Genomic DNA, 24,860 nt, shown 5'->3' on the forward strand with positions numbered 1-24,860 from the left:
TCTTCCTTACAGCGTCTGAGCCGTCATCAGCGGCGAGCTCCGGGAAGAAAGCCTCCAGGCAGGTCGAAGGCAAGTAGAACCCGGCGGGAGTGGCCCGTCACAGCCGAAACGAAGTGGCCCAGGCATGGGTAAGCAGGGTGGTACCGCGGTCGCAAGATCGTCCCTGTGGTGAAGACAACCCACAACCACCCAAGCAGGAGATGCCGCCGATGGCCTATCCGAAGGTCACCTCAGCCGACACGAGCGCAGTCCCGGCCAGCCCACGGTTCCCGGAGATCGAGAAGCAGGTTCTCGACTACTGGCAGAAGGACGGGACGTTCCAGGCGAGCATCGACAACCGCGACCCCGGCACGAACGGCGAGAACGAGTTCGTCTTCTACGACGGCCCCCCGTTCGCCAACGGTCTGCCGCACTACGGCCACCTGCTGACCGGCTACGTGAAGGACATCGTCCCGCGCTACCAGACCATGCGCGGCAAGCGTGTCGAGCGGCGCTTCGGGTGGGACACCCACGGTCTCCCCGCCGAGCTCGAGGCGATGCGTCTCAACGGTCTGAAGACGACCGACGAGATCGTCGAGATGGGCATCGACAAGTTCAACGCGGCCTGCCGCGCCTCGGTGCTCAAGTACACCGGCGAGTGGCGCGACTACGTCACCCGCCAGGCGCGCTGGGTGGACTTCGACCACGACTACAAGACCCTCAACCCCGACTACATGGAGTCGGTGATCTGGGCGTTCAAGACGCTCTACGACAAGGGCCTGGTCTACGAGGGCTTCCGCGTCCTGCCCTACTGCTGGCAGGACGAGACCCCGCTGTCCAACCACGAGCTCCGGATGGACGACGACGTCTACAAGGACCGCCAGGACCCGGCGGTGACCGTGGGCTACGCGCTCGACGCCACCGGTGAGGACGAGGTTCTCGACGGCGCCCACGTCCTGATCTGGACCACCACGCCCTGGACGCTGCCGTCCAACCTCGCCGTGATGGTGGGCTCCGAGATCGACTACGTCGTGGTCGAGGGCCCGGTCCCGGGCACCGACGAGACGGCCAAGTACGTCCTCGCGGAGGCTCGGCTCGCGGCGTACAAGAAGGAGCTGTTCCCGGAGGCCGACGACGAGCCCACCGTCCTGGGCCGCTACAAGGGCACCGATCTGCTCGGTCGCACCTACACCCCGCCGTTCTCCTACTACGCCGGGCACGCCAACGCGTTCCGCGTGGTCGCGGCTGACGACGCCGTCACCACCACCGACGGCACCGGGGTCGTCCACACCGCCGGCGCGTTCGGTGAGGTCGACAAGGAGGTGACCGACCGCGAGGACATCGAGGCGGTCATGCCGGTCGGCAAGGACGGGCGCTTCACCGCGCCGGTGGTCGACTACGCCGGTGTCCAGGTCTTCGACGCCAACCTGCAGATCATCGACCACCTCAAGGCGGTCACCCGCGGCGAGGCAGGGGGATCGGTCACGCCCGGCACGATCCTGCTGCGCCGCGAGTCCTACAACCACTCCTACCCGCACTGCTGGCGCTGCCGTCAGCCGCTGATCTACAAGGGTGTGTCGAGCTGGTTCGTCGAGGTCACCAAGATCAAGGACCGGATGCTCGAGCTCAACCAGCAGATCCGCTGGGTGCCCGAGCACATCCAGGACGGCCAGTTCGGCAAGTGGCTGGAGAACGCCCGCGACTGGTCGATCACCCGCAACCGCTTCTGGGGCTCCCCGGTGCCGGTGTGGAAGTCCGACGACCCGGCCTACCCGCGCCTGGACGTCTACGGCTCGTTCGCAGAGCTCGAGCGCGACTTCGGCACCCTGCCGAAGGACGCCGAGGGCAACCCCGACCTCCACCGTCCCTACATCGACGACCTGGTCCGCCCCAACCCGGACGACCCGACCGGAAAGTCGATGATGCGCCGGGTCGCCGACGTGCTCGACGTCTGGTTCGACTCGGGTTCGATGTCGTTCGCCCAGAACCACGTCCCGTTCGAGAACGAGGAGTGGTTCGCGCACCACTTCCCGGGCGACTTCATCGTGGAGTACATCGGCCAGACCCGCGGCTGGTTCTACACCCTTCACATCCTGGCGACCGCGCTCTTCGACCGCCCGGCGTTCCAGTCGTGCATCAGCCACGGCATCGTGCTGGGCTCGGACGGGCAGAAGATGTCCAAGTCGCTTCGCAACTACCCGGATGTCAACGAGGTCTTCGACCGCGACGGCGCCGACGCGATGCGCTGGTTCCTGATGTCGTCGCCGATCCTGCGCGGCGGCAACCTGGTCGTCACCGAGCAGGGCATCCGGGACTCCGTACGCCAGGTGATGATCCCGCTGTGGAACAGCTGGTACTTCTTCCAGCTCTACGCCAACGCGGCCAACGTCGAGACCACCGGCTCGACGGCGTCCACGGACCCGCTGGACCGCTACGTCCTGGCCAAGCTGCGCGACTACGTCGCCGAGATGACTACCGCGATGGACGACTACTACGTCGCCGAGGCGTGCGAGGCGACCCAGCGCTTCATCGACGTGCTCACGAACTGGTACATCCGGCGTAGCCGCGAGCGGTTCTGGAACGAGGACAAGGCCGCCTTCGACACCCTCTACACGGTGCTGGAGACGGTGACCCGCCTGGTCGCGCCGCTGCTGCCGCTGACCACCGAGGAGATCTGGCGCGGTCTGACCGGTGGCCGCTCGGTGCACCTGGCCGACTACCCGGTCGTCTCCGACCTGCCTGCTGATGACGACCTGGTGGCGCGGATGGACGCCGTGCGCACGGTCTGCTCCTCGACCTCCGCCCTGCGCAAGGCGCGCAAGCTCCGCAACCGCCTGCCGCTCGGTGGCCTGACGGTCGTCGGTGCCGACATCGCCGGCTTCGAGGAGATCGTGGCCGACGAGGTCAACGTCAAGTCCGTCCGGCTGCTCGCGGCCGACTCGGAGGAGGCCCAGACGTTCGGCATCGAGCAGAAGCTCGCAGTCAACGCCCGCGCCGCCGGCCCGCGCCTGGGCAAGGACGTCCAGAAGGCCATCAAGGGCTCCAAGTCGGGTGACTGGTCGGTGTCCGAGTCCGGTGAGGTCGTCGCCGGTGGACTGGCGCTGGTCGAGGGTGAATACACCCTGGAGACCGTCGCCGGTGCCGCCTCCGACGACATCGCCGTCTCGATGCTCCCCGGAGGTTTCATCGTCCTCGACACGGTCGTCACCCCCGAGCTCGCCGCCGAGGGCCTCGCCCGCGACCTCATCCGCGCGGTCCAGCAGGCCCGCAAGGGCTCCGGTCTCAACGTCGAGGACCGCATCACCCTCTCGGTGACCGGCTCCGACGCGGTACGCCAGGCAGCCACCACCCACGCCGACCTGATCTCCCGCGAGACCCTCGCCACGACGTACGAGGTGGTCGAGAGCCTCGAGGGCGACCCGGTCGACCTGGGCGACGGCGAAAAGGCCCAGATCAAGGTCGCCAAGGTCTGATCCTGTTGGACCCTAGGAGGGTGAGTCACGTCTGGCGTGACTCACCCTCCTAGGGTTGCTCTCTTCATTGACGCGCGGGGTCTCGGGCGTTCGGCACTTTCGGAGCTCAGATCGGCGCCGGGCGAGGAGGGTGTCTCCCTTTCTGGGTCGTCGCGTGCGATAACTGCGACGTGGATATCTCGGAACCTGGCGGCGAGCAGAAGGCGGCATGGGATCGAGAGCATGCAGTGCGACTGATGGAGGCGCACCGACGTCAGCAAGATGGCGTGCTCAGCCATGCGCAGCTCGCGGCCGGTGGGCTGACGCGCGCTGACATGGTCAGGATGCAGCGGCGCAAGGAGATCGTGCGCGTGCATCCGCGGGTGTACGTCGATCACACCGGTCCGCTCACCTGGCACCAGCGCGCCTGGGCGGCGGTCCTCTACGCGGCCCCCGCCTACGTGTGCGGCCCGAGTGTCGAGGCACCCCGCACGGAGCGGCCGAGGGTGCCCGGGGTGGTCCCCGACCCGATCCATGTCGCCATCGACCAGACCCGGAGGGTCGCGCCTCAGCCCGGCATCGTGATCCACCGCCTCACCAACCTCGAGACCCATGCCCACGGCGGCGTCCCGCCTCGCCTGAAGCTGGAGGACAACGCGCTGGCGATGGCGCACGACGCCCGCTCGGAGATCGACGCGATCGCCAGTCTCGCCGATGTCGTTGGGCGTGCCTATGTCACCGCCGACTCGCTCCGTGGGGCGCTGGATCGGTTCCCGTCCCTGCGCCGCCGCGCCTGGATCGCCAAGATCATCGACGACCTGGAGTCCGGCACGAACTCCGTGCTCGAGCACGGCTATCTCAGCAAGGTCGAGCGCGCCCACGCGCTGCCACGATCCGAGCGACAGACGGTGCGAGCGACGCCCGAGGGCAATCAGTTCCGAGACGTGGAGTATGCGGCGTACGGGTTGGTCGTCGAACTCGACGGAGCGTTGGGTCATGACACCTGGCGCGACCAGGCCCGCGATGCCGATCGGGCGCTCGACGACCTCGCCACCACCGGCACTGTCACCGCGCGACTGCGCTGGCACCAGGTCTTCGGGACGTCCTGCCGGACGGCGCGGAGCATCGCCCGAGTCCTGGCATCACGTGGCTGGACGGACTCTCCCACGCCGTGCGGCGACGATTGCGTGCTCGCGCGGCAACCCTAGGAGACTCGATCACGTGTGGCGTGCCTGAGTCTCCTAGGCTCATCGAGAATCACGGCGCGAAAGGCCTGGGCGCGCCTATCGTTGAGACGTGGAGAGGCCCACGCTGAGGGAACTTGCCGTCCAGGCGCTGTCGTCGGTCGAGCGCGGCTATGACCTGCTGGCGCCGAAGTTCGACGCGACCCCGTTCCGGACGCCGGACTGGATGCTCGCCGCGACGATCACCGCGCTGCGGGAGCACGGGCCGTTCGAGCGGGGCCTCGACGTGTGTACCGGCACCGGGGCGGGGCTGGAGCTGCTCGAGGAGGCGACCGCGGAGCCGCCGACGGGGGTCGACTTCAGCGCCGGGATGCTGGAGCGGGCCCGGGCCGCTCACCCCGGCGCCGACCTGGTGCGGGCGGATGCCCGCGCGCTGCCGTTCGGTGCTGCGTACGACCTGGTGGTGAGCTTCGGGGCGCTGGGGCACTTCCTGCCGGAGGAGCGGCCGCCGCTGTTCGACGGCATCTACCGGTCGCTGTGCCCCGGCGGGGTGTTCGCGCTGCCGATGAGCCGGGGGCCGAGGCCGACCGAGCCGGCGTACTGGTTGCTCTCCGGCTTCGACCTGGTGATGCGGGTGCGCAACGCGGTGTGGCGGCCGAAGTTCGTGATGTACTACCGCACCCATCCGCGGCCGGCGCTGCTCGCCGACCTGGCCGCCGCCGGGTTCACGGTCGAGACGACGCCGATGCCCGGTGTCGGCGAGCTGATCATCGCCCGCCGCCTACCGGGCTGACGGGGCGCCGGGCGTCAGGCGTCCAGGCGGCGCGCTTCCATCTCGAGCGCGGCGCGTGGGGTAGTCGAAGATCACACTCTTCGGGACTTTCCTCCGAAGGTGAGTTAGGTGAGCCTTAGTTCGCATGACCCGCAAACCTCGGATCGCGAAGCTGCTGAGCCCCCTGATCGGGCTGTTCGGCCTCCTGTTCATCGCCAGTGGCGCTTCCTCCTACTACCTGGCCCACGCCCAGCTGAAGGCGCAGGAGATCACCGTCGCCGACGACGCCTCCTTCCTCGCCGGAGACAAGGTCGACGGCCCGTTCTCGGCCTACTCCCAGGCGGCCACCGTCGAGAAGCACGCCCTGGGGATCACCAAGGGCAAGACGTACGCCGAGCTGGACCAGAAGGACCCGATCCGCGCGGTCGCGGCGGAGTCGTCGTTCGTACGCGCCTCGCTGCTGACAGCGGTCACCGCCTTCGGTCTCTCGGCGCTGGTCGCGGGCCTCGGCGTCGTCCTGCTGTTCGTCGCCTTCGCGCTCGGGTCGCTGACCCGAGCCGTCGCGCCGGCGAAGGTGAAGGCCACGGACGAGACCGACGGCCTCGAACCGGCCGCGGCCTGACCCCCCCATCCGCCAACGGGCCCGGATAGGCATCGCCTTCCCGGGCCCGTTCTCCCGTCCTCAGCCCAGGCGCCGGAACGCCCGGACGGAGAGCGGGACGAAGACCGCCAGCAGGACCGCCGGCCAGGCCAGCGCGAGGAGCACCGCATGGTCGGCGAGCAGGCCGGAGGTGATCCCGGTCGGGTTGCCGAAGAGGTCCCGACACGCGGTGGCGGTCGCCGAGACCGGGTTCCAAGCGGCGAGGAAGCCGAGCCAGCCGGGCATCGTCTCGGGCGAGACGAACAGGCTCGAGCAGAACCCAAGCGGCCAGACCAGCACCTGCACCATCGTCAGGGCGCCCTCCATCCGCAGGGTCAGGCCGAGGAAGATGCCCAGCCACAGCATCGCCAGTCGCAGCCACAGCAGGAGCCCGACCGCCGCGGCCGCCTCGAGGAGCGAGCCCTCGATCCGCCAGCTGATCAGCAGGCCGCCGAGCATCAGCACGCCCAGCTGGACCGCCGAGTTGCCCAGGTCGGCGACCGCCCGTCCCAGCGGCACCGCCAGGCCGCTCATCGGCAGCGACCGGAATCGGTTGGTGACACCGCGCTTGGTGTCCTCGGTGACCACGGCCATGGTGCCGTCGATGCCGAACATCATCGTCAGCGCGAGCACCCCGGGCAGGAGATAGGGCAGGTACGTCCCGCCGCCCGGCATCTCGATCGCGCCGCCGAACAGGTAGCCGAAGATCAGCAGCATCATGATCGCGAACAGGATGCCGAAGACAGGGCCCCACGGCTCGCGCTGCCAGTGCTTGAGGTCGCGGAGCGTGATCACCCAGGTCTGGCGCAGGGTGGCGGTGAGTGCGGTCATCGGGCGGCTCCTTCGTGATGGTGCTCGGGGTCGGTCAGGTGGAGGAACACCTCGTCCAGGGTCGGCCTGCGCAGCAGCACGTCGTCGACCGTGATGCCGGCGGAGTCGAGGCTGCGTACGGCCTCGACGAGCGCGGCCCCACCACCGGCCGTGCCCGCCTCGACGGTGACCTCGAGCCGGTCGGGGTCGACGCCCGCCGCCGAGCCGAGGACGCCGGCCATCCGGGCGAGGTCGTCGGGTCCGGTCGCGGTGATGATCACCCGGTCGCCGCCCAGATCGCTCTTGAGCGCCGACGGGGTGCCTTCGGCGATCACCCGGCCGGCGCGGAGCACGGTGACCAGGTCGGCCAGCTGGTCGGCCTCGTCCAGGTACTGCGTGGTCAGCAGCACCGTCGTCCCGTCGGCGACCACCTGCCGCACCATCTCCCACACCTCGTGGCGGGCCCGTGGGTCCAGCCCGGTGGTCGGCTCGTCGAGGAAGAGGATCTGCGGTCGGGTGACCAGGCCTGCGGCGATGTCGAGCCGGCGCCGCATCCCGCCGGAGTAGCCCGAGACCTTCCGGTCGCCGGCGTCGGCGAGGCCGAAGGCGTCGAGGAGCTCGCCGGCGCGGCGTACGGCATCGGTCTTGGAGAGGCCGTGGAGGCGGCCGAACATCACCAGGTTCTCCCGGCCGTGCAGGGCCTCGTCGAGCGCGGCGCTCTGCCCGACCAGGCCGATCGCGGAGCGGACCCGGGCGGGGTGGCGTACGGCATCGTGACCGCCGACGCGCACCTCGCCGGCGTCGGGCCGGGTGAGCGTCGCGAAGACGTTCACCGCGGTGGACTTCCCGGCTCCGTTGGGTCCCAGGAGGGCGCGCACGGTGCCGGCGATCACCTCGAGGTCGAGGCCATCGAGCGCGTGGGTGTCGCGGTAGCGCTTGCGCACGCCGCGGGCGGAGAGGGGAGTCATCGACCCACCTCGATCCGGAACACGCCGCAGCGCCCGGCGACCGCCTCGAAGGCCTCCGGCGTCACCGCGGTGACCACCCCGGCGTCCAGCATGATCTTCGCCCCGTCGGCCATCCGCTCCGGCCACAGCCGGAGCACGGTCAGGGCCTCGTCCGCCTCGACCTCCACGAGCTGCACCTCCTCGGTGGAGCGGCCGATCCGGAGCGTGGCGCGCCCGGACGCGGCGCGTACGTTGCGGGCCCAGTCGGCGCCCGGAAAGCCCTCGAGCAGGTAGCGCCGTCCGTCCAGGTCCAGCACCGAGAGCGGGGTGCTGCGGGGCTTGCCGCTGGTGCGGCCCGGCACCGTGAGCACGGGCAGCTCCGTCATCCCGAGCCCGGTCCTCGACAGGGCCACGAAGACCTTGTTCATCGGCTTGAGCCAGCGCGGTGGCACCGGTTTCGCGTCGTTCGGCATGCACGTTCCTCCAATTTCGTACGATGTACGAAGATGACAACGGAGCGACTGTAGCATTTGTTCCGTACGTTGTACGAAATTCTTTCCGATGAGGTTACGATGAGCCACGTGCCGGACCAGCCTGACCACTCTGCTCAGCCCGACCCGTCCCTGCGCCTGCTGTGGCGCCATCGGGCCGCGGTGCGCGAGGAGCCGAAGGCGAAGCGGGGTCCGAAGCGAGGAGTCAGTGTCGACGAGATCGTCGACACCGCGATCGACCTCGCCGACGCCGAGGGGCTGGCCGCGGTGACGATGCGTGCGATCGCCCAGCGATTCGGTCTGGGGGCGATGACGCTCTACTCCTACGTGCCCAACCGTGACGCACTGCTGGTGCTCATGGCCGACCAGGTGACCGGCCGGACCGAGCTGCCCGACCTGCCCGAGGATCCGCGCAAGCGCCTCGAGCTGGTCGCCAACCTCCAGCACGACGAGCTCCGGGCTCACCCCTGGCTGCTCGAGGTGCAGGACGTACGTCCCTGGCTGGGGCCCAACATGAGCGACCGCTACGAGTGGCAGCTGCGCGCCGTCGACGGCCTCGGGCTGTCCGACCTGGAGATGGACCAGACGGTCGCCGTCCTGGTGGGGCTCGCGGCCACCATCGCCCGCAGCGAGCTGATGAAGCGCCGCGCCGAGCAGGTGACCGGGATGACCGAGTCGGAGTGGTGGGCTGCCAACTACGACACGCTCACCGAGGTGATGGCGGGTAGCCATTACCCGCTGGCCGGCCGGGTCGGCAACGCGGCGGGCGAGGCCTACCAGGCCGCCAGCGACCCAGCGCGCGAGCTCGACTACGGGCTGGCCCGGATCATCGACGGTGTGCTCGCCCACGTCGACCGCCGGTCGACCGGTGCGGCGGATGACCTCTCATGAAGGGCTGGTTGACTAGCGCCTGTGACAACCAGTCCTGACACTCCCGAGATCGACCTGACGACCGACGTGGTGACGCTGACCCGGCAGCTGATGGACATCAACTCGGTGAGCCTCAACGAGCTGGAGCTGGCCGACGCCGTGGAGCGCGCGCTGGCCGCCTACGACCACCTCGTCGTCGAGCGGCGGGGCAACTCGATCGTGGCGCGCACCGACCTCGGCCTGCCCGAGCGCGTGGTCATCGCCGGCCACCTCGACACCGTGCCGGTCAACGGCAACTTCCCGAGCCGGCTCGACGAGGCCACCGGCATCCTGCACGGCCTCGGCGCGTGCGACATGAAGTCGGGCGACGCGGTCATCCTCAAGCTCGCCGCGACCCTCCGGACGCCCAACCGCGACGTGACGTACGTCTTCTACGACGCCGAGGAGATCGAGGCCGTCCACAACGGGCTCGGCAAGCTCGCGGCCAGCGAGCCCGACCTCCTCGCCGGCGACTTCGCGATCCTGATGGAGCCCTCCAACGCCGGCGTCGAAGCCGGCTGCCAGGGCACGCTGCGGGTCGAGGTCCGCACCACCGGCGAGCGCTCCCACAGCGCCCGCTCCTGGCGCGGGGTCAACGCGATCCACAAGGCCGGCGAGGTGCTGCGCCGTCTGGAGTCGTACGTCCCGCGCAAGCCGGTCATCGACGGGCTGGAGTATCACGAGGGCCTCAACGCGGTCTTCGTCAGCGGGGGAGTGGCCGGCAACGTGATCCCCGACGAGTGCGTGGTCACGGTCAACTACCGCTTCGCCCCGGACCGTTCGGAGGAGGAGGCGTACGCCTTCGTGCAGAGCTTCTTCGAGGGCTACGACGTCACCCTGACCGACTCCGCCCCCGGCGCGCTGCCCGGGCTCGACCGGCCCGCGGCCAAGGACTTCGTCGCCGCGGTCGGCGGCGAGGTCGGACCCAAGTTCGGTTGGACCGATGTGGCGCGGTTCACCGTTCTCGGCATACCGGCGGTCAACTATGGTCCAGGTGACCCGATGTTCGCCCACAAGGCCGACGAGCACGTGCGGATCTCCGAGATCACCGCGTGCGAGCAGGCCCTTCGTGATTGGTTGACCGCATGACCCGACGCAGCGGCTCCGGCCCACGCCCCACCAAGGGGCGCCCCGCCGGCAGCACCACCGACCAGCGACTGCTCGACAGCTCCGGCCACGGCGACTGGGTCCACACCGACCCGTGGCGGGTCATGAAGATCCAGGCCGAGTTCGTCGAGGGGTTCAACGACCTCTCCGAGATCGGCCCGGCGATCAGCGTCTTCGGCTCGGCGCGCACGCCCAAGGACCACCCGACCTACGCCCAGGCCGAGGCGGTCGGCCGCGGCCTGGCCGAGGCGGGCTTCGTGGTGATCACCGGCGGCGGCCCCGGCACGATGGAGGCGGCCAACAAGGGCGCCCTCGAGGCCGGCGGCGAGTCGATCGGCCTCGGCATCGAGCTGCCCTTCGAGGCCCGGCTCAACGACTACGTCAGCTTCGGGCTCAACTTCCGCTACTTCTTCGTGCGGAAGATGATGTTCGTCAAGTACTCCCAGGGTTACGTCGTCATGCCCGGCGGTCTCGGCACGATGGACGAGCTCTTCGAGGCGATGACACTGTCCCAGACCCAGAAGATCACCCAGTTCCCGATCGTCCTGATGGGCGTGCAGCACTGGGAGGGCCTGCTCGACTGGATGCGGGAGACGATGCTGGAAGACGGCCGGATCAAGCAGAGCGACCTGGACATGATCACCCTCACCGACGACGTGGACGAGGCGGTCGAGCTGATGCTGAAGGCGCGTGACTGAAGGATGGGTTGGATCTTCGCGGCACTGATCGTGCTGGCTCTCGGCGGAGTCGCCCTCGTAGCCGCCGGGTCGGGCGCGCCGATGGGGGAGGAGTACGGCGACCAGCCCGACGCTCTGGTGCCCCGTGACCGCGTCCTGGAGTCGGCAGACCTGCGTCGCGTACGTTTCTCGGTGGCCTTTCGCGGCTACCGGATGGACGAGGTGGACGCTCTGATCGCTCGCCTTGCCGAGGAGGCAGAATGGCGTGAGTCGACCTCGACCGGGGATGCCGGTGCCGAGGTCGGAGTCGGGGGACTCACATCACATACGCCCGAGCCCGATTCGGGCTCGCCCGACGTCTAGGACAGAATCGCTGCCGTGAGCTTCGCTGCCGTACTCGTCTACGCCGTGACCGCCCTGGTCGCGGTGATCGTCGCGCTCACCTACCTCAAGCCACATCTCCTGCAGCCGCAGGAGTCGGGGCTGCCGGCCCGGATCCACCTCTACGCCGGTGTCGCCGGCCTGCTGGTCTGGATCCTCTTCCTCGCCTCGCCGTCGTCGTTCTTCCTCGGCGGGGACGTCCCGGGGGTGATCGGGCTCTTCGGGATCTGGCTGGCCGCGATCGCCGGCATCTACCTGCTCGCGCGGCGGCTCAAGGAGCATCGCGCCGGGGCCGCCGGCCACGACGACTACGGCTATGACGACGCTTACGACGACGGGTACGACGAGGAGTACGCCGAGGACGGTTACGGCTACGACCAGCCCGGCTATGCCGAGGCCGGCTACGACGACTACGCCGAGGTCGATGACCGGGCGAGCTATGCCGACCCGCGCCGGGCGGCCCAGCAGCCTGTTCCTCAGCCCGTGGCCCAGCCCGCTGCCCAGCCGGGTCGCCCGGCCGAGCGCCGGCCCGAGCCTCGCCGAGCAGCGTCGGGCGTCGACGAGACGGCCGTGATGGCACCGATCGAGCGTGACCCTTCGCCTGCACCGCCGGCCCCTGCCCCGGCGCCGGTTGCTGCGCCGGCGCGGGACGGGCAGGTCGGTCGCCGTGCGGCAGGGCGACCGACACCGCCGCCGCCCGCGCCGCAGCAGCCTTCCGCGCCGCAGCGGTCAGCTCAGCGGCCCGCCCCCCAGGCGCCGGCGCCTCAGCAGCCCGTACGCCACCAGCCCGTGCCCCCGCCGCCTGCCCCGGAGGCGCCAGCCCGCCCGCGGCAGGAGCGGGCCCGGCCGGAGCAGATCAGGCCGGAGCAGCCTCGCCCGGAGCAGATCCGGCCGGAGCAGCCCCGCCCGGCGCCCGCGCCCGCGCGACCCGCCCAGGAGCGGCGAGCGCCGGAGCAGCCGGCCCCGCAGCGTCCGGCACCCCAGCGTCCGGCACCCCAGCGTCCGGCACCCCAGCGTCCGGCACCTCAGCCGCCGGCGCCCGAGCAGCCTCAGCCGGGCCAGGCCACGCCGGGCCGGAGCCCGAGCGGTCAGGATCCGTGGGGCCGCCGCCAGGAGCCGCCGCAGCGACGGTCCCGTGGCTACGACGGTCGCTATGACGACCGCCGCAACGACAGCCACGACGAGTTCGCCGACCGCCGATACCGGCGCGACAGCAGCTACTCCGACTACCCGCCGGCTCAGCAGCAGCCGAGCCCGCCGCGGGCACCCCGCCCGGCGCCCCGACCGACACCGCAGCCCGCGCCCGCGCCCGCGCCGCCCCCGGCACCCGCGCCCGGCCCGCAGTCCGGCCCGCAGTCCGGCCGGCGGACCGAGCAGCAGCCCGAGACGTACGATCCCTACTCCTTCGACTCCTACGGACCGCGCGACCGGGGCCGGGTCGAGTCCCCTGCGCAGGCCCCGCGAGCGCCCCAGGCGCAGCCGCGTCGCCGGCAGCAGGAGCAGGGTTACGACGAGCAGTCCTACCCGGGATACGAGCAGGGTTACGACCAGCGCTACGACCAGGCGTACGAACAAGGCTACGACTACGACGAGGCCTACGACAGCGGCTATGACGACAGCTACGACGAGCGCTACGACGGGGCCTACGACAGGTCTGTCGGAGGCGCCCGTCGAAGGCGTGACGGAGGGTTCTTCGAGGCCTCCGGTGCCGCGATCGTGGTGCACATCACGCTGGTGATCCTCGCGATCTGGCTGACCTGGGCCTACGGAACCTCGGTCATCTGACAGGTTCGGAGGCAGGTCAACCCGCCGAAACTCCCACCTTGCCGTCAGGTCTGCGGACCTGATGAGGGATAATGGACTCGCAATGCGCGCTCCGAGGCCATCCGGCAGGTGAGCGCCGACACGCGAGACACGGAAGAAGGTGCCGCATGGCGGCGATGAAGCCGCGGACAGGAGACGGTCCGCTGGAGGTCACCAAGGAAGGTCGGGGCATCGTGATGCGCGTCCCGCTCGAGGGTGGTGGCCGGTTGGTCGTCGAACTGAACGCCGAAGAGGCCGCTGCGCTCGGCGAAGAGATCAAAGGTCTTGGGCTGAACGCGTAGATGACCACAACGCTGCCGTCACCGGCGCTGCCGTCCCAGGCTCTGCCGTCTCAGGTCAGGCCGCCCACCTTCACGCTCAGTCCGCTCGGTCCGGAGAGCCTCGATGCCGAGATCATCGCGCTGCCCGTCGTCCCCGGCGACGATGCGCTGGTGATCGGTCCTGGGGCCGCCGAGCTGGGCGACCGTCATGACCTTCTGGGTCACCTCGAGTTCGAAGGTGCCACCGGCAGTGCCGGTGAGGTGACGACGTACGCCGTCACCGGCTCCGGCACCCTGCGTCAGATCCTCCTCATCGGTGTCGGTGGGCAACGTCGCGACGACTTCCGGCGGGCGGGGGCCGCGCTGGCCCGTGCCGTACGGGACCGGACCGATGTGGTCACGACGATCCCGGCAGTCGACCCCGAGGTCGGACTGGAGCCGTTCGTGGCCGGCGCGACGCTGGGCTCCTTCCTCTTCCACTGGCGTTCCGAGGGTGCGCCGTGGACGCCGGTAGAGACGATCACCCTGGCCGACCTCGGCGACGACCAGGCGGCAGCGTTGGACCGGGCTCAGGCGATCGCGCGCGCCGGCTGGCGCGCGCGGTTCTTCTCCTCGGTCCCGAGCAATCTCAAGAACCCCGCCTGGCTCGCCGAGCAGGCCACCTCGCTGGGGGCCGAGACCGGCCTGAAGGTCACCGTCTGGGACGAGGACCAGCTTGCCGCAGAGGGTTTCGGGGGCATCGTCGCCGTCGGCCAGGGGTCGGCGACCCCGCCGCGACTGATCCGCCTCGACTACACGCCCCGCAAGGCCGGCCGGCTGAACTCGTTGCGGACGGCACCGACGGTGGTGCTGGTCGGCAAGGGCATCACGTTCGACACCGGCGGGCTCAACATCAAGCCCGGCGACAGCATGGTCAACATGAAGCGCGACATGACCGGGGGCGCAGCGGTGCTCGCGGTCATGTCGGCGCTCGCCGAGGTCGGCTGTCCGGTCAAGGTGGTCGGCCTCATCGCCTCCGCGGAGAACGCCATCTCCGGCTCGGCGCTACGCCCCGGTGACGTGGTCACCCACTACGGCGGCCGCACCTCCGAGGTCACCAACACCGACGCCGAGGGCCGCCTCGTGCTGGCCGACGCGATGGCGTACGCCGTGGACAAGGTCAAACCGGCCGCCCTGGTCGACATCGCCACCCTGACCGGTGCGATGCGCGTGGCGCTCGGGCAGACGATGGCCGGCTACTTCGCCGACGACGAAGCGCTGGCCACGTCGCTGGCCGAGGCCTCCGACGTCTCCGGCGAGACGCTGTGGCGGATGCCGCTGGTCGCGGACTACGAGGACAAGCTCTCCTCGAAGGTCGCCGACGCCGACAACGCCCCCGGTGGCCCCGGCGCCATCACCGCCGCGCTCTTCCTGCACCACTTCACCGGTGGCGTCCCGTGGGCCCACCTCGACGTGGCCTGCGGCGACGCGTACGCCGACGTCCACGAGCTCACCCCCGGCCCCACCGGCTTCGGTGCCCGGGTCCTCCTCACCTGGCTCGCCGGCGCCGACCCCCTGGCCGGCCTCTGACGAGAAGTCACCCCCGTCGGCCGAGAGGTCACCTACGTCGGCCGAGATGGCACGTACGTGACCACTCGGCCGACGCGAGTGACGCCTCGGCCGACGGGGGTGACGCCTCCGCGCTGCGCGCGGTTACTCCCTCGCTCGGCGCGAGCGGACGAGCAAGCTCGCCGCTCGACCTCGCTCCGGTCGTCTCCGCTAGATCTTTCGGGCGAGCAGGAGGCCGTCGCCGACCGGGAGGAGCAGCGGGATGAGGTCGTCGTTGTCGGCGACCTGTTGGTTGAGCTCGCGGATGGTGGCGGTCTCCTCGTCGCGTACGGACGGGTCGGCCACGCGGTCGTGCCACAGTGCGTTGTCGAAGGCGACGACGCCGCCGGGGCGGAGCAGGCGCAGGGCTTCCTTGAGATAGGCCGCGTATTCGGTCTTGTCGCCGTCGACGAAGACGATGTCGTAGTGGTTGTCGGTGAGCCGGGGGAGCACGTCGAGGGCGGCGCCGGCGATGCACCGCGCCTGCCGCTGGCCGAAGCCGGCCTCGGTGAAGCTCTGGCGGGCCAGCCGCTGGTGCTCGGTCTCGATGTCGACGGTGGTCAGGACCCCGTCGGAGCGCATGCCACGCAGCAGCCACAGCCCGGAGACACCGGTGCCGGTGCCGACCTCGACGACGTTCTTGGCGTCGAGGACCGAGGCGAGGAAGCGCAGCGTGGCGCCGCCGCCCGGCCCGATCGGCGCGACACCGACCTCCTCGGCCCGGGAGCGGGCGGCTGCGAGGAGGTCGTCCTCCGCGACGAACTCGTCGGCGTAGGTCCAACTTGCGGTCGAGACAGGGCTGGTCACACCGTAAAACCTAACCTGTTTCGCGCAACGGTGCGGGAACGCCTGATCCAACTTGTGCGTTGGAAGAGCACAGGAAGGGGAAAAATAGGAGCCTCACAGGCAACTCTCAGCCCCTTCCGGTGCCAGGCGATCTACCGTAGGAGATGTCAGCGATCAGCGAGACGAGCAGGAGCACCATGACCGCGCACCCCATGGACGAGACCCCGACTGCAGAGTCGGGCGTGCCGACATGGGACGAGATCGTGGAGAAACACTCCGACCGGGTCTACCGGCTTGCTTACCGTCTGACCGGCAACCGCCCTGATGCGGAGGACCTCACCCAAGAGGTCTTCGTGCGCGTCTTCCGCTCTCTCGACACCTACAGCCCCGGCACCTTCGAGGGCTGGCTGCACCGGATCACCACCAACCTCTTCCTCGACCAGGCCCGTCGCAAGCAGCGGATCCGCTTCGATGCCCTCTCCGACGAGCGCGCCTCGCGCCTGACGAGCAGCGGGCCGACGCCCGACGTGGCCTACACCGACCAGCGCTTCGACGACGACATCGAGCGCGCGCTGGCCACGCTGCCTCCCGACTTCCGGGCCGCGGTCGTGCTCTGTGACGTGGAGGGGCTCTCCTACGAGGAGATCTCCGAGATCCTCGGTGCCAAGCTCGGCACCGTCCGTTCGCGTATCCACCGCGGCCGGGCGATGCTTCGTGACGCTCTCGCCCACCGTGCCCCTCGCGGCGGACGACTGCGTCACTCCGGGCCCAAGGTGTTGTGGGGCGGGGCTTCATGAGTCTTCTGGGCAACCACCTCGGCGCGCGCACCAGCGCCCTTCTCGACGGACAGCTTCCCGCGGCGGAGGAGGAGCGCGCCTGGGCACACGTGCACGAGTGCTGCGCCTGCCGCCGCCTGGTAGAGCGTGAGGGCTGGCTCAAACGACGCCTCGCCGGCCTCAGCGTCGATCCGGGTGTCTCGGCCCCGGCCGACCTGAAAGGGTCGCTGCGCGGTGGCGTGATGGCGGCGGCCATGTGGCCCTCCGACGATCTCGGCGAGAGCTACTCCGACCCCCGGTCGATGCGGCGTACGTTGGTGATGGTCGCCGCCGGCGGCGGTGCTGTCGGTGCCGCCGTGTTCAGCATGTTCGCCTTCGCCGCCGCGCCCGCCGACGCGCCGGTCCCCAGGAACCTCCCGGTCACCTCGGTCACCCAGGTCCCGGGTGCCCCGATCGTCGCCCACGTACGCCGCTGACCGACCGCCCTGCGACACGACACGAGACCCGGGCTGCCCGATTGTTGGGGCGAGTGGGAAGAATGGGTCTCGTGACGCAGGAACCACAAGACGACCAGTCGCGGCCGATCTCTCGTTGGGCGCCACCCTCCGGTGCGCCCAGCGTGCCCCCGGCCGGGCAGTCGTCCCCTGACGACCTGGACGACAGCGAGCGCGACACGGCCGAGGTGCCGTTGCCGGGCATGCCGGGACCTGCCGTCGCGGCGGTTCCGGCCGCCGGCACCGCGCCGCTGCCGCCGATGGTGCCGCCTCCGCCCGGGGGATCGCTGCCCGGGTTCGACGCTCCGCCGTCGCTGCCACCCACGTCGTACGTCCGCGACGACTCCTCGCAGCGCCGCCGCGTCCCTGGCCCGATCTGGGCGCTGGCGGCGGCGGTCGCGTTCCTGCTGGGCGTGCTCGGCGGATATGCGGGTGGCGTGCTCGAGGACCAGGACGACATGTCCAGCCTGGCCGGTGGCGGGCTCGACCCGGGCTCGATCGAGACCGATGCGCCGTTGGAGGGCGACGACGCCAGCATCGTGAAGGTGGCCGCGACGCTGTTGCCCTCGACCGTCCAGATCTTCGCCGAATACCAGGGCGTCGACGATGCCGCGACGGGTTCCGGCTTCGTCTTCGACCGGAACGGCCACGTGGTCACCAACAACCACGTCGTCGCCGACGCGGCCAAGGCCAAGGGCAGCATCGAGGTGGTCGACCACAAGGGTCGCCGCTACAAGGCCGACGTGGTCGGGCGCAGCGCGGTCTACGACCTCGCCGTCCTCGACGTGCCCGAGGTCAAGGAGCTCGAGCCGGCCTCGCTCGGCAGCACGTCACGGCTGCGGATCGGCGAGGGGGTCGTCGCCATCGGGTCGCCGCTGGGACTCAGCTCCACGGTGACCTCCGGCATCGTCAGCGCGCTGCAGCGCCCGGTGAGCACCGGCCAGTCCAAGGACGACACCTCCTACATCAACGCCATCCAGACCGACGCGGCGATCAACCCCGGCAACTCCGGCGGCCCGCTGGTCAACCTCGTCGGCCAGGTCATCGGGGTCAACTCGGCCATCGCGACCGCCGGCGGCGGCGAGGGCGGAGAAGGCGGCAGCATCGGCGTCGGGTTCGCGATCCCGATCGACCAGGTCAAGGTCACCGCCGCGCAGATCCTGAAGACCGGCAAGGCGACGTACCCGATCGTGGGGGCCTCCGTGGACGTCCAGGCCGTCGACCACAACGGAGCGCTGATCTCGGTGGTCGAGGCAGGTTCGCCGGCGGCCGCCGGTGGCCTCAAGGACGGTGATCGGGTCACCAAGGTCGGAGACGTCATCGTCACCGACGGGATCGGCATGATCGTCGCCATCCGGGCCCACCAGCCGGGGGAGACGATCGAGTTCACCGTGATGCGCAACGGCACCCGTCACCAGCTCAAGATCAAGCTGGAGGCGCAGACCGAGAACCTCGCCTGACCGACGCGGCAAGGATGAGAAAAGACGCGAAGAGCTGCTGGGCGCAATGCCTGGCAGCTCTTCGCGTTGTTGTGGGGAAGGTTTAGGTGTGGGGGTTGAGGTTGCTGTGACTCAAGAAGCGTCCGGCGTGGCGGCGGGCGCAGCGCCCTCGGCCTCGACGAACGGGTGGTCGGCCACGAAGGCCTTGGTCTGCGAGTACATGTCGTCGATGAACTTCTCGAGGACACTGGACTCAACGCGCCACTGGCCGCGACCGCCGATCTTGATAGCGGGAAGCTCACCACGGCGGACAAGGGCATAGACCTGTGCGCTCGAGGTGTTGAGCACCTCTGCCACGTCGGCAAGAGTCAGGAAGCGGGGGGTACCAGACATAAGGATGAGTCTCCCAGACTCTGCAAGCGGCCGTAAACAATGGCGCCAACCTGTTAGCCCGCTTTAGGTAGGGATGCGCCACTTTGTGGATGCGTGGTGGGTGAACCGTGAAGCAGAGCCGCGTTATGCAGCGAACAGCAGGTACAACCCACCGACCGTGAAGCCGACCATGGTGAGCAGAAGCGGCACCTGCCCGCTCACCAGATGCTTCTTCGGAAGCACCTGGAGCGCCCGGATGTGGGCCGACCAGACGCCGAGCACGTGCCCGATGATCACCGCGGCCACCTTGATGACGGCCAGCAGCGTGGCGTGGAAGGCGAAGAAGTAGGAGACCGGCATGTCCGCGGTCCCGAACCAGTCGCTTCCGTTTCCGAACGGATCCGACGCGTTGCGCAGCGTTGCCAGCCCGCTCTCCCAGAAGTAGCTGAGGTAGTGGGCCACGACGTAGCCGACGATGATCGGCACGATCGAGGGCGCCAGTTCGGCGGGCAGGGCCCGGCGTGGCACGTCGCCGACGCCGGTCAGCATCGTCCCGACGCAGTAGAACCCGGCCACGAGCAGTGGGAACGAGATGAGGGCGAGGTTGCTGATCAGGTAGGCGGTGCCGCCGGAGATCTCCGGGCTCTGCACGAGCTGGAGCCACGGCGGCGACTCCCGGTAGGAGTCGTAGACGATGGTGCCGAAGAGGACGGAGACGACCGCGACCATGCCCGGGGCGGGGCGGAGGGTGTCGAGGTTGCCGAGCGGGGTCCGCACGACCAGGTTGCCGGCCTGGGTGCGTCCCCACACCGACAGCTTCGCGACCATCGACGAGTAGACCTCGAACGGATCGCAGCGCTCCAGGAACTCCTCGCCGAAGAGCACGCCGCCGAGGATCATCACGGCCAGGTAGACGGCCAGCCAGAGGCGTACGGGGCCGAGGTAGTTGTTGTCCGGGTAGACCAGCTCGAGCCAGGCGAAGGCGAGCAACGCGAACGCCGCGGGCCAGTAGCCGAGACGCTCGGGCAGGCGGAACGGCGGATCGCCCGGGCCCCGCAGCCAGGTCAGTCCGGCCACGATCGTGCGAGCCGGGCTGATCGCCTTCCAGACCGGTCCGAACAGGAGCGAGAATGGGACGATGCCGACCCACAGCCAGACGTACGTCATCCCGAAGATGGGATTGAGGGCGTTGTCGGTGCCGGCGAAGGCGACCAGCACGAAGTAGGCGAAGATCAGCAGGCCGACGACACGCCACAGCGCGGTCCAGGCGGGGGAGTCGACGACACGCCCGAGACGCGGCAGTGGCCAGCCACGCGGATTCCGTGGGCCCACGACCTGTCCCTCGGCGGCACGCCTCGTGGTCAGCACCAGCAGCCCGAAGGAGACGAGGAGGGCGAGGACAGCGCCCGCGATGACGTACTCGAGCGGCAGTGGGAGGTCCTGGCGACCGCCCACGCCGTGGGTGAGGATCACTTGACTTCGAGGGTGACGATGGTCTTGCCGAGGGTGTGTGACTCCACCTCGTACTGACCGGGGATCTGGAACGCGCCCAGGCTGATCCGCGTCGTGCCCACGCCGTAGGCGGCGGACTGCTCCGGGTCGGAGTGCACGTGGATCTCGCCGGCGGCGTCGGCGGTCACGTCGAGCTCGACGCGGTGGCCGACCGGGACGTCGACCTGGGTCCCGTGGGGATCGACCGAGTCACCGGAGAAGTTGATCTCGACGACCACCGGGTCGCTGTCCTTGCTGGGATCGGTGGCGACGTCGTTTCCGCAGGCGGTCGCGATGGACGCGATCCCGCAGATTGCTGCCACGACCGCGATGATCCGGGCCGTGAGGCGCATTGCTCCCCCGTTTCGTGGGCTAAGTTCAAGCTGGCGTCTGCCACAATCGCACATGAACCAAAGAGGTGGCTGAGAGGGCATGAGGTGGCAGCGTGAGTGACCGACTTCGGCCACGTGAGGTGGCTTTCCTGGACGGGGAGACGCTGGCGGTGCCGCACCAGGTGGCGAGCATCGAGCTGATCGAGCCCAAGTCCGAGGGCTTCGACTACGGCGCGTTCCTCGAGCACGTCGAGGACCGGCTGGCCTTCGTGCCCCGCTACCGCCAGCGGGTGCGCGTCGTGCCCGGTCGGATCGCCTACCCCGTGTGGGCGGACGACGACCGCTTCGACCTCACCTACCACGTACGCCGCTCCGCGCTGCCCCGCCCGGGCTCGATGGACCAGCTCCTCGACCTGGCCGGCCGGATCGTCTCGCGACCCCTGGACCGCTCCCGGCCGTTGTGGGAGCTCTACGTCATCGAGGGGCTGGCCGGCGACCGGGTCGCGCTGGTCACCAAGACCCACCAGGCGCTGGTGGACGGCGCCGAGACCGTCGACCTGGTCCAGCTGCTGCTCGATGACAAGCCCGAGGTCGGGCCGGTCGTGCCCGACCTGTGGGAGCCGCCGGAGCCGCAGTCGAGCGCGCGCCTGGTCGCGGGCGCGGTCTTCGAGGCGGTCACCTCGGTCAGCGGCCTGACCGACACCGCGCGCAGCCTGGGCGGCTTCGCGCTCGGGCGGGTCACCGGCGTCGCCAGGGACTTCCAGAACGCGGGTACGGGCATCGCCCGTGCGCTCACCCGCCGGGCTCCGGAGCGGCCGACCCCGCTCAACGGAGTGCTCTCCCAGCAGCGGCTCGTGGTCACGCTGCAGGCTGACCTGGCCGACTTCCGCCGGATCCGGGACACCCACGGCGGCACCGTCAACGACGTCATTCTCGCGGCGGTCACCGGCGGTCTGCGTGCCTGGCTGATGACCCGCCAGCAGTCGCTGGCCGGCGTACGCCAGGTGCCGGCGATGGTGCCGGTCTCGGTGATCGACGAGGAGCTCGACCCGACCCAGCTCGGGTCCGCGGTCGCGCCCCACTTCGTGGTGCTCCCGGTCGCGGAGCCGTCGCCGGTCGTGCGTCTCCACCAGGTGTCCTACTCGTTCGAGCAGCACAAGGCCAACGCCCGTACGGTCAGTGCGCAGCGGCTCGCCGGGATCAGCGGCTTCGCCCCGGCCACGTTCCACATGGTCGGCTCCCGCGTGGCTGCCGAGAGCGAGCACGACTACCTGCTCTCGGTGTGCAACGTCCCCGGCCCCCAGGAGCCCCGCTATGCGGCCGGGTCCCGGCTGGTGGCCTCCTATCCGATCCACCCGCTGACCGAGGGGCACACCCTCGCGATCGGGGTGACCTCCTACGACGGCCAGGTCTTCTTCGCGATCACCGCCGACCGTGACCTGGTGCCCGACGCGTCGCTCGTCGGACAGTGCATCGGCGAGGCGCTCGACGAGCTGCTCGACACCGTCTCCGGGCGCCGGTTCCGGGCGCCCCGGGGCCTGCGCGTGGTCAAGAACTCCGGCGAGTGAGGCAGAATCCGACCCGTGACCCGCATCTACGTACCCGCCACGCTCGAGCTGCTCGCTGACTGGTACGCCAAGGGCGAGCTGCCCGGCACCGCCGACGGCTACGCAGCCCCGGACGACAGCGAAGAGGCCGAGTACGCAGCCCTGATGAGCGCCGCCGACGACTCGGCGGCGCTCCTGGCCGGTCCCGGGCGCCGGGTCGTGGTCGTCGTCGACGCTCCGGCCGCCCTCGGTGATCAGGTGGTCCCGCTCAAGCTCGTCGCCGCGGTCCACGCCGACCTGGCAGATCGCCCGGTCGACGCGGACCCCGACGAGGATCTGGGCTGGTTCGCGACCCAGGAGATCCCAGACCTTATCTAGGTCACTCCTCCTCGCCCCACCACGTCTCGGTGTCGACGCCCTGGTAGGGCGGAACCTTGACGGTGCGGGCGCCGGCCTTGCCGCCGATGGTGATGGTGCGGTAGCTGACGTTGTTCGACCGGGTCCGCTCGTAGAGGTTGCCGTCAGGGTTGACGGTCACCTTGATCCGGTAGGTCCCGTTCTTGACCTTGCTCAGGTCGAAGGCCTGGGTCTGGGCCTGGTTGTAGGTGTCGCCCCAGCCCGTCGGCATGCTCTCCCGGAGCCAGAGCGCGGACTTCTCGCCACAGGCCGACTCCAGGCCGGTCTGGCCGGGACGCAGCGTCGCGCCGGGCACGGTCAGGTCCACCGGGTCGGTGGGCGCGAGGCACCACGACTGCTTGCCGCTGGTCGAGACGACCTTGTCCTTGGCGTCGACCAGCTCGTACTTGGCGAAGTCGAGGAAGTGCCAGTGGTTGTGCTCGGGCGCCTCGTGGAACTCCATCGTGCCGGTCTTCTTGACCCCGACCTGCTTGCCGTCGCGGTAGAACATCTGGTAGGCGTCCATCACCGGTGAGGTGCCGCGGCGGAAGCCCTCCACGACCATCGGCGCGGGGCCCGCGTTCCACTCGTTGGCGGCGAAGTTGAGGCGGTCGGTGCCGCCCTCGTCGACCTCGGTCGAGATCTGCCACGCCGGCAGCGAGACCAGGTCGGGCAGGGTGTCCTTCCTGGGCTTACCGGGCTTGATGCTGCCGAGCGCGCCACCCAGCGGGAGCCGGCCGCGGCCGTTCTCGCCGCCCTCCAGCGTCTCTCGCGGCACCACGGTGCGAGCGCCCTGGTCGTCATCGGCGCCATGGGCCGCCATGATGCCCATCTCGCCCTCGCCTTCACCCTCGCAGCCACCCTCGGGGCAGCCGTCGACGATGATCAGCTTCTGCTTGGCGGTGCGGTTGGCGTTCGACAGACCGAGGAAGTCGGCGACCGGCTTGCTGATGCTCATCGTCATGGTCAGCTTGGTCTCGCCCTTGGTCTCGAACTCGAGGTCGGAGACGGCCGGGACCGCCATGCCCCGCTCGATCCCGTACAGGACGCCCTTGGTGAACCAGTTGCCGCCGCAGAACTCCGGGTAGACCGGACCGGTGGCGCCGTCGGTCTGCACCCGCTGCCGGTCGTAGCCACCGGGGCACAGCGGCCGCCTCTCGTCGAGGATCACCTTGCCGGCCTTGTTCTTCAAGGTGACCCGGAGGCCGTCCTTGAAGCCTTTCATGCTGTCCACGATCGAGGCCGGCGCGGTCGTGGTGGTGCGTTTCTTGCCCCGGATGACGGTCTTGGTCAGCTTCACCGGCTCGTCATAGGCGGTGTGGCTGGCACGGAACTCGAAGGCCGCGTCGTACGCCGCCAGCCAGACCGACGGCTGGACGTACGCCTTCCCTTCCCATGCCTCCACCTGGACGGTGTCGGCTGCGGCGACGAGCTTCAGTGTTCCCTTGCCGGTGGTGCCGCTCGCGGGACCGGAGTTCGCCGACACCGTCGTGGTGACGACAAGTGCGGCTGCCACCAGCCCGATGCCGGCCGAGACCAGCTGCCGCGTGCGAGTACGAGGTTTGACCATCGAGATGCTCCCCTGGTGAGTGGCTCGAATCCCTCCTGATCCGAGGCCCGAGTCCGGCAATTTATTGCCGGTCGCATATGGGGACGGTTAACTTTTCGATCCGGTTGCATCGGATCGCCAAGAATTATCGAGACAGGTACGCCGCGCCGACCGCCTGCTCGAGGTCGAAGGCCTTGAGCATCAGCTGCTCGACGTACTCCTCGAGCTTGGCCCCGACCAGGGGCACGGGCACCTTGATGTTGAGCCGCACGCTCTCGGTGGTGCGCCCGTCGGACTCGGACAGCGAGATGTTGCCGCGCAAGGTGGCCAGGCCGCCGGGGACGGTGATGTCGACGACCGCGACGGTGTCGGAGGACCAGACCTCGTTCTGGTGGACGGTGAGGTCGCCGGTGACGACGCGCTTCGCGAAGGAGGGTACGCCGACGGTCGACTGCACCCGGTCGATGCGGACCTCGCGCGGCGCGCCGCCGATGGTCACCCGGCGCCGGAGCGCGCCCTGGGCGTCGGCGACCCGCTCCCGGAAACCCGGATCGGCGAGCATCGCGGACACCTCGCCCATGCGGGCGTCGTAGACGAGCTCGTGCTGAAGGGTCGTCGTCATTGCCGAATCCTTTGGGGCTCTTCTGGGCGGTTGGGA

General features: G+C 69.8%; 25 protein-coding genes. 16 read left to right on the forward strand and 9 right to left on the reverse strand.

Features of this window, described 5'->3' with window-relative positions:
- Nucleotides 1–209: 209 nt before the first annotated feature.
- The 4 genes from ileS (at nucleotide 210) to ACIA03_RS12060 (ending at nucleotide 6,009) form a co-directional block, all read left to right on the forward strand.
- The gene (gene ileS / locus ACIA03_RS12045) at nucleotides 210–3,452 is read left to right on the forward strand and encodes an isoleucine--tRNA ligase (protein ID WP_396982592.1); all 3,243 of its coding nucleotides are present in this window, start codon (nucleotides 210–212) and stop codon (nucleotides 3,450–3,452) included.
- Between the two features lie 236 nt (nucleotides 3,453–3,688).
- The gene (locus ACIA03_RS12050) at nucleotides 3,689–4,639 is read left to right on the forward strand and encodes a hypothetical protein (protein ID WP_396982594.1); all 951 of its coding nucleotides are present in this window, start codon (nucleotides 3,689–3,691) and stop codon (nucleotides 4,637–4,639) included.
- Between the two features lie 88 nt (nucleotides 4,640–4,727).
- Nucleotides 4,728–5,408: a class I SAM-dependent DNA methyltransferase gene (locus ACIA03_RS12055; RefSeq protein WP_396982596.1), complete on the forward strand. Its 681-nt coding sequence runs from the start codon at nucleotides 4,728–4,730 to the stop codon at nucleotides 5,406–5,408.
- Nucleotides 5,409–5,532: 124 nt separating this feature from the next.
- Nucleotides 5,533–6,009 carry an aromatic ring-opening dioxygenase LigA gene (locus ACIA03_RS12060; RefSeq protein WP_396982599.1) on the forward strand — a complete coding sequence of 159 codons (477 nt, stop codon included), beginning with the start codon at nucleotides 5,533–5,535 and terminating at the stop codon, nucleotides 6,007–6,009.
- A gap of 60 nt (nucleotides 6,010–6,069) precedes the next feature.
- Here ACIA03_RS12060 and ACIA03_RS12065 read toward each other — a convergent pair whose 3' ends face one another.
- The 3 genes from ACIA03_RS12065 to ACIA03_RS12075 are packed head-to-tail and all read right to left on the reverse strand — an operon-like array spanning nucleotide 6,070 to nucleotide 8,257.
- The gene (locus ACIA03_RS12065) at nucleotides 6,070–6,858 is read right to left on the reverse strand and encodes an ABC transporter permease (protein WP_396982601.1); all 789 of its coding nucleotides are present in this window, start codon (nucleotides 6,856–6,858) and stop codon (nucleotides 6,070–6,072) included.
- Nucleotides 6,855–7,805 (reverse strand): ATP-binding cassette domain-containing protein, encoded by a 951-nt coding sequence (locus ACIA03_RS12070; RefSeq protein ID WP_396982603.1) that lies wholly within the window; start codon nucleotides 7,803–7,805, stop codon nucleotides 6,855–6,857. Before ACIA03_RS12070 ends, ACIA03_RS12065 begins: the two co-directional genes overlap by 4 nt.
- On the reverse strand, nucleotides 7,802–8,257 hold the full coding sequence (locus tag ACIA03_RS12075; protein WP_396982605.1) for a nitroreductase/quinone reductase family protein: 456 nt from the start codon (nucleotides 8,255–8,257) through the stop codon (nucleotides 7,802–7,804). Before ACIA03_RS12075 ends, ACIA03_RS12070 begins: the two co-directional genes overlap by 4 nt.
- Nucleotides 8,258–8,356: 99 nt before the next feature.
- Here ACIA03_RS12075 and ACIA03_RS12080 point away from each other — a divergent pair, with 99 nt between their 5' ends.
- The 7 genes from ACIA03_RS12080 (at nucleotide 8,357) to ACIA03_RS12110 (ending at nucleotide 15,002) form a co-directional block, all read left to right on the forward strand.
- Entirely contained in the window at nucleotides 8,357–9,166 is an 810-nt protein-coding gene (locus ACIA03_RS12080; RefSeq protein WP_396982607.1) for a TetR/AcrR family transcriptional regulator, read from the forward strand.
- 21 nt (nucleotides 9,167–9,187) lie between these two features.
- Nucleotides 9,188–10,273: a succinyl-diaminopimelate desuccinylase gene (gene dapE, locus ACIA03_RS12085; protein ID WP_396982609.1), complete on the forward strand. Its 1,086-nt coding sequence runs from the start codon at nucleotides 9,188–9,190 to the stop codon at nucleotides 10,271–10,273.
- Nucleotides 10,270–10,989 carry a TIGR00730 family Rossman fold protein gene (locus tag ACIA03_RS12090; protein ID WP_396982611.1) on the forward strand — a complete coding sequence of 240 codons (720 nt, stop codon included), beginning with the start codon at nucleotides 10,270–10,272 and terminating at the stop codon, nucleotides 10,987–10,989. Before dapE ends, ACIA03_RS12090 begins: the two co-directional genes overlap by 4 nt.
- A 3-nt stretch (nucleotides 10,990–10,992) precedes the next feature.
- The gene (locus tag ACIA03_RS12095) at nucleotides 10,993–11,331 is read left to right on the forward strand and encodes a DivIVA domain-containing protein (RefSeq protein WP_396982613.1); all 339 of its coding nucleotides are present in this window, start codon (nucleotides 10,993–10,995) and stop codon (nucleotides 11,329–11,331) included.
- Between the two features lie 15 nt (nucleotides 11,332–11,346).
- Entirely contained in the window at nucleotides 11,347–13,134 is a 1,788-nt protein-coding gene (locus tag ACIA03_RS12100) for a hypothetical protein (RefSeq protein WP_396982615.1), read from the forward strand.
- A 146-nt stretch (nucleotides 13,135–13,280) separates the two neighbouring features.
- Nucleotides 13,281–13,454, forward strand: a complete 174-nt coding sequence (locus ACIA03_RS12105) for a DUF3117 domain-containing protein (protein ID WP_008358749.1) — start codon at nucleotides 13,281–13,283, stop codon at nucleotides 13,452–13,454.
- Complete coding sequence (locus ACIA03_RS12110; protein WP_396982618.1) at nucleotides 13,455–15,002, forward strand: leucyl aminopeptidase family protein; 1,548 nt, start codon at nucleotides 13,455–13,457, stop codon at nucleotides 15,000–15,002.
- Between the two features lie 189 nt (nucleotides 15,003–15,191).
- Here ACIA03_RS12110 and ACIA03_RS12115 read toward each other — a convergent pair whose 3' ends face one another.
- Nucleotides 15,192–15,827 carry an O-methyltransferase gene (locus ACIA03_RS12115; RefSeq protein WP_396982620.1) on the reverse strand — a complete coding sequence of 212 codons (636 nt, stop codon included), beginning with the start codon at nucleotides 15,825–15,827 and terminating at the stop codon, nucleotides 15,192–15,194.
- Between the two features lie 176 nt (nucleotides 15,828–16,003).
- Here ACIA03_RS12115 and sigE point away from each other — a divergent pair, with 176 nt between their 5' ends.
- The 3 genes from sigE to ACIA03_RS12130 all read left to right on the forward strand — a co-directional run bounded on the left by sigE (nucleotide 16,004) and on the right by ACIA03_RS12130 (nucleotide 18,536).
- Nucleotides 16,004–16,603, forward strand: coding sequence for an RNA polymerase sigma factor SigE (gene sigE, locus ACIA03_RS12120; protein ID WP_396982622.1), 600 nt, complete (start codon nucleotides 16,004–16,006; stop codon nucleotides 16,601–16,603).
- The gene (locus ACIA03_RS12125; protein WP_396982624.1) at nucleotides 16,600–17,058 is read left to right on the forward strand and encodes a hypothetical protein; all 459 of its coding nucleotides are present in this window, start codon (nucleotides 16,600–16,602) and stop codon (nucleotides 17,056–17,058) included. The genes sigE and ACIA03_RS12125 overlap by 4 nt, the downstream gene beginning before the upstream one ends.
- 71 nt (nucleotides 17,059–17,129) lie before the next feature.
- Nucleotides 17,130–18,536 (forward strand): S1C family serine protease, encoded by a 1,407-nt coding sequence (locus ACIA03_RS12130; protein WP_396982626.1) that lies wholly within the window; start codon nucleotides 17,130–17,132, stop codon nucleotides 18,534–18,536.
- Between the two features lie 111 nt (nucleotides 18,537–18,647).
- Here the strand turns inward: ACIA03_RS12130 and ACIA03_RS12135 are convergent, their stop codons facing one another.
- From ACIA03_RS12135 to ACIA03_RS12145, 3 genes are all read right to left on the reverse strand, one after another.
- Nucleotides 18,648–18,908: a helix-turn-helix domain-containing protein gene (locus tag ACIA03_RS12135; protein WP_045548309.1), complete on the reverse strand. Its 261-nt coding sequence runs from the start codon at nucleotides 18,906–18,908 to the stop codon at nucleotides 18,648–18,650.
- A gap of 123 nt (nucleotides 18,909–19,031) precedes the next feature.
- Complete coding sequence (locus tag ACIA03_RS12140) at nucleotides 19,032–20,360, reverse strand: hypothetical protein (protein ID WP_396982629.1); 1,329 nt, start codon at nucleotides 20,358–20,360, stop codon at nucleotides 19,032–19,034.
- Complete coding sequence (locus ACIA03_RS12145; RefSeq protein WP_396982631.1) at nucleotides 20,357–20,731, reverse strand: hypothetical protein; 375 nt, start codon at nucleotides 20,729–20,731, stop codon at nucleotides 20,357–20,359. The genes ACIA03_RS12140 and ACIA03_RS12145 overlap by 4 nt, the downstream gene beginning before the upstream one ends.
- 92 nt (nucleotides 20,732–20,823) lie before the next feature.
- Here ACIA03_RS12145 and ACIA03_RS12150 point away from each other — a divergent pair, with 92 nt between their 5' ends.
- Both ACIA03_RS12150 and ACIA03_RS12155 read left to right on the forward strand, forming a co-directional pair.
- Nucleotides 20,824–22,278 (forward strand): wax ester/triacylglycerol synthase family O-acyltransferase, encoded by a 1,455-nt coding sequence (locus tag ACIA03_RS12150; protein WP_396982633.1) that lies wholly within the window; start codon nucleotides 20,824–20,826, stop codon nucleotides 22,276–22,278.
- A gap of 15 nt (nucleotides 22,279–22,293) precedes the next feature.
- Nucleotides 22,294–22,635 (forward strand): DUF6912 family protein, encoded by a 342-nt coding sequence (locus tag ACIA03_RS12155; protein WP_396982635.1) that lies wholly within the window; start codon nucleotides 22,294–22,296, stop codon nucleotides 22,633–22,635.
- Nucleotide 22,636: 1 nt separating this feature from the next.
- On the opposite strand, the gene ACIA03_RS12160 is transcribed toward ACIA03_RS12155, so the two are convergent.
- Together ACIA03_RS12160 and ACIA03_RS12165 are read right to left on the reverse strand one after the other, a co-directional pair.
- On the reverse strand, nucleotides 22,637–24,223 hold the full coding sequence (locus tag ACIA03_RS12160; protein ID WP_396982637.1) for a lysyl oxidase family protein: 1,587 nt from the start codon (nucleotides 24,221–24,223) through the stop codon (nucleotides 22,637–22,639).
- 124 nt (nucleotides 24,224–24,347) lie between these two features.
- Nucleotides 24,348–24,824: a DUF2505 domain-containing protein gene (locus tag ACIA03_RS12165; protein WP_396982639.1), complete on the reverse strand. Its 477-nt coding sequence runs from the start codon at nucleotides 24,822–24,824 to the stop codon at nucleotides 24,348–24,350.
- Between the last annotated feature and the right edge of the window lie 36 nt (nucleotides 24,825–24,860).

The organism is Nocardioides sp. NPDC051685 (genome assembly GCF_044453405.1).
Classification (GTDB): domain Bacteria; phylum Actinomycetota; class Actinomycetes; order Propionibacteriales; family Nocardioidaceae; genus Nocardioides.

Bases quoted from the DNA above. Each gene is read 5' to 3' on its own strand.
- ACIA03_RS12125 (WP_396982624.1), top strand. From the start codon at position 16,600: ATGAGTCTTCTGGGCAACCACCTCGGCGCGCGCACCAGCGCCCTTCTC.
- ACIA03_RS12070 (WP_396982603.1), bottom strand. From the start codon at position 7,805: ATGACTCCCCTCTCCGCCCGCGGCGTGCGCAAGCGCTACCGCGACACC.
- ACIA03_RS12060 (WP_396982599.1), top strand. From the start codon at position 5,533: ATGACCCGCAAACCTCGGATCGCGAAGCTGCTGAGCCCCCTGATCGGG.
- ACIA03_RS12165 (WP_396982639.1), bottom strand. From the start codon at position 24,824: ATGACGACGACCCTTCAGCACGAGCTCGTCTACGACGCCCGCATGGGC.
- ACIA03_RS12090 (WP_396982611.1), top strand. From the start codon at position 10,270: ATGACCCGACGCAGCGGCTCCGGCCCACGCCCCACCAAGGGGCGCCCC.
- ileS (WP_396982592.1), top strand. From the start codon at position 210: ATGGCCTATCCGAAGGTCACCTCAGCCGACACGAGCGCAGTCCCGGCC.
- ACIA03_RS12065 (WP_396982601.1), bottom strand. From the start codon at position 6,858: ATGACCGCACTCACCGCCACCCTGCGCCAGACCTGGGTGATCACGCTC.
- ACIA03_RS12145 (WP_396982631.1), bottom strand. From the start codon at position 20,731: ATGCGCCTCACGGCCCGGATCATCGCGGTCGTGGCAGCAATCTGCGGG.
- ACIA03_RS12110 (WP_396982618.1), top strand. From the start codon at position 13,455: ATGACCACAACGCTGCCGTCACCGGCGCTGCCGTCCCAGGCTCTGCCG.
- ACIA03_RS12160 (WP_396982637.1), bottom strand. From the start codon at position 24,223: ATGGTCAAACCTCGTACTCGCACGCGGCAGCTGGTCTCGGCCGGCATC.
- ACIA03_RS12050 (WP_396982594.1), top strand. From the start codon at position 3,689: ATGGAGGCGCACCGACGTCAGCAAGATGGCGTGCTCAGCCATGCGCAG.
- ACIA03_RS12095 (WP_396982613.1), top strand. From the start codon at position 10,993: ATGGGTTGGATCTTCGCGGCACTGATCGTGCTGGCTCTCGGCGGAGTC.
- ACIA03_RS12075 (WP_396982605.1), bottom strand. From the start codon at position 8,257: ATGCCGAACGACGCGAAACCGGTGCCACCGCGCTGGCTCAAGCCGATG.
- sigE (WP_396982622.1), top strand. From the start codon at position 16,004: ATGACCGCGCACCCCATGGACGAGACCCCGACTGCAGAGTCGGGCGTG.
- ACIA03_RS12135 (WP_045548309.1), bottom strand. From the start codon at position 18,908: ATGTCTGGTACCCCCCGCTTCCTGACTCTTGCCGACGTGGCAGAGGTG.
- ACIA03_RS12105 (WP_008358749.1), top strand. From the start codon at position 13,281: ATGGCGGCGATGAAGCCGCGGACAGGAGACGGTCCGCTGGAGGTCACC.
- ACIA03_RS12080 (WP_396982607.1), top strand. From the start codon at position 8,357: ATGAGCCACGTGCCGGACCAGCCTGACCACTCTGCTCAGCCCGACCCG.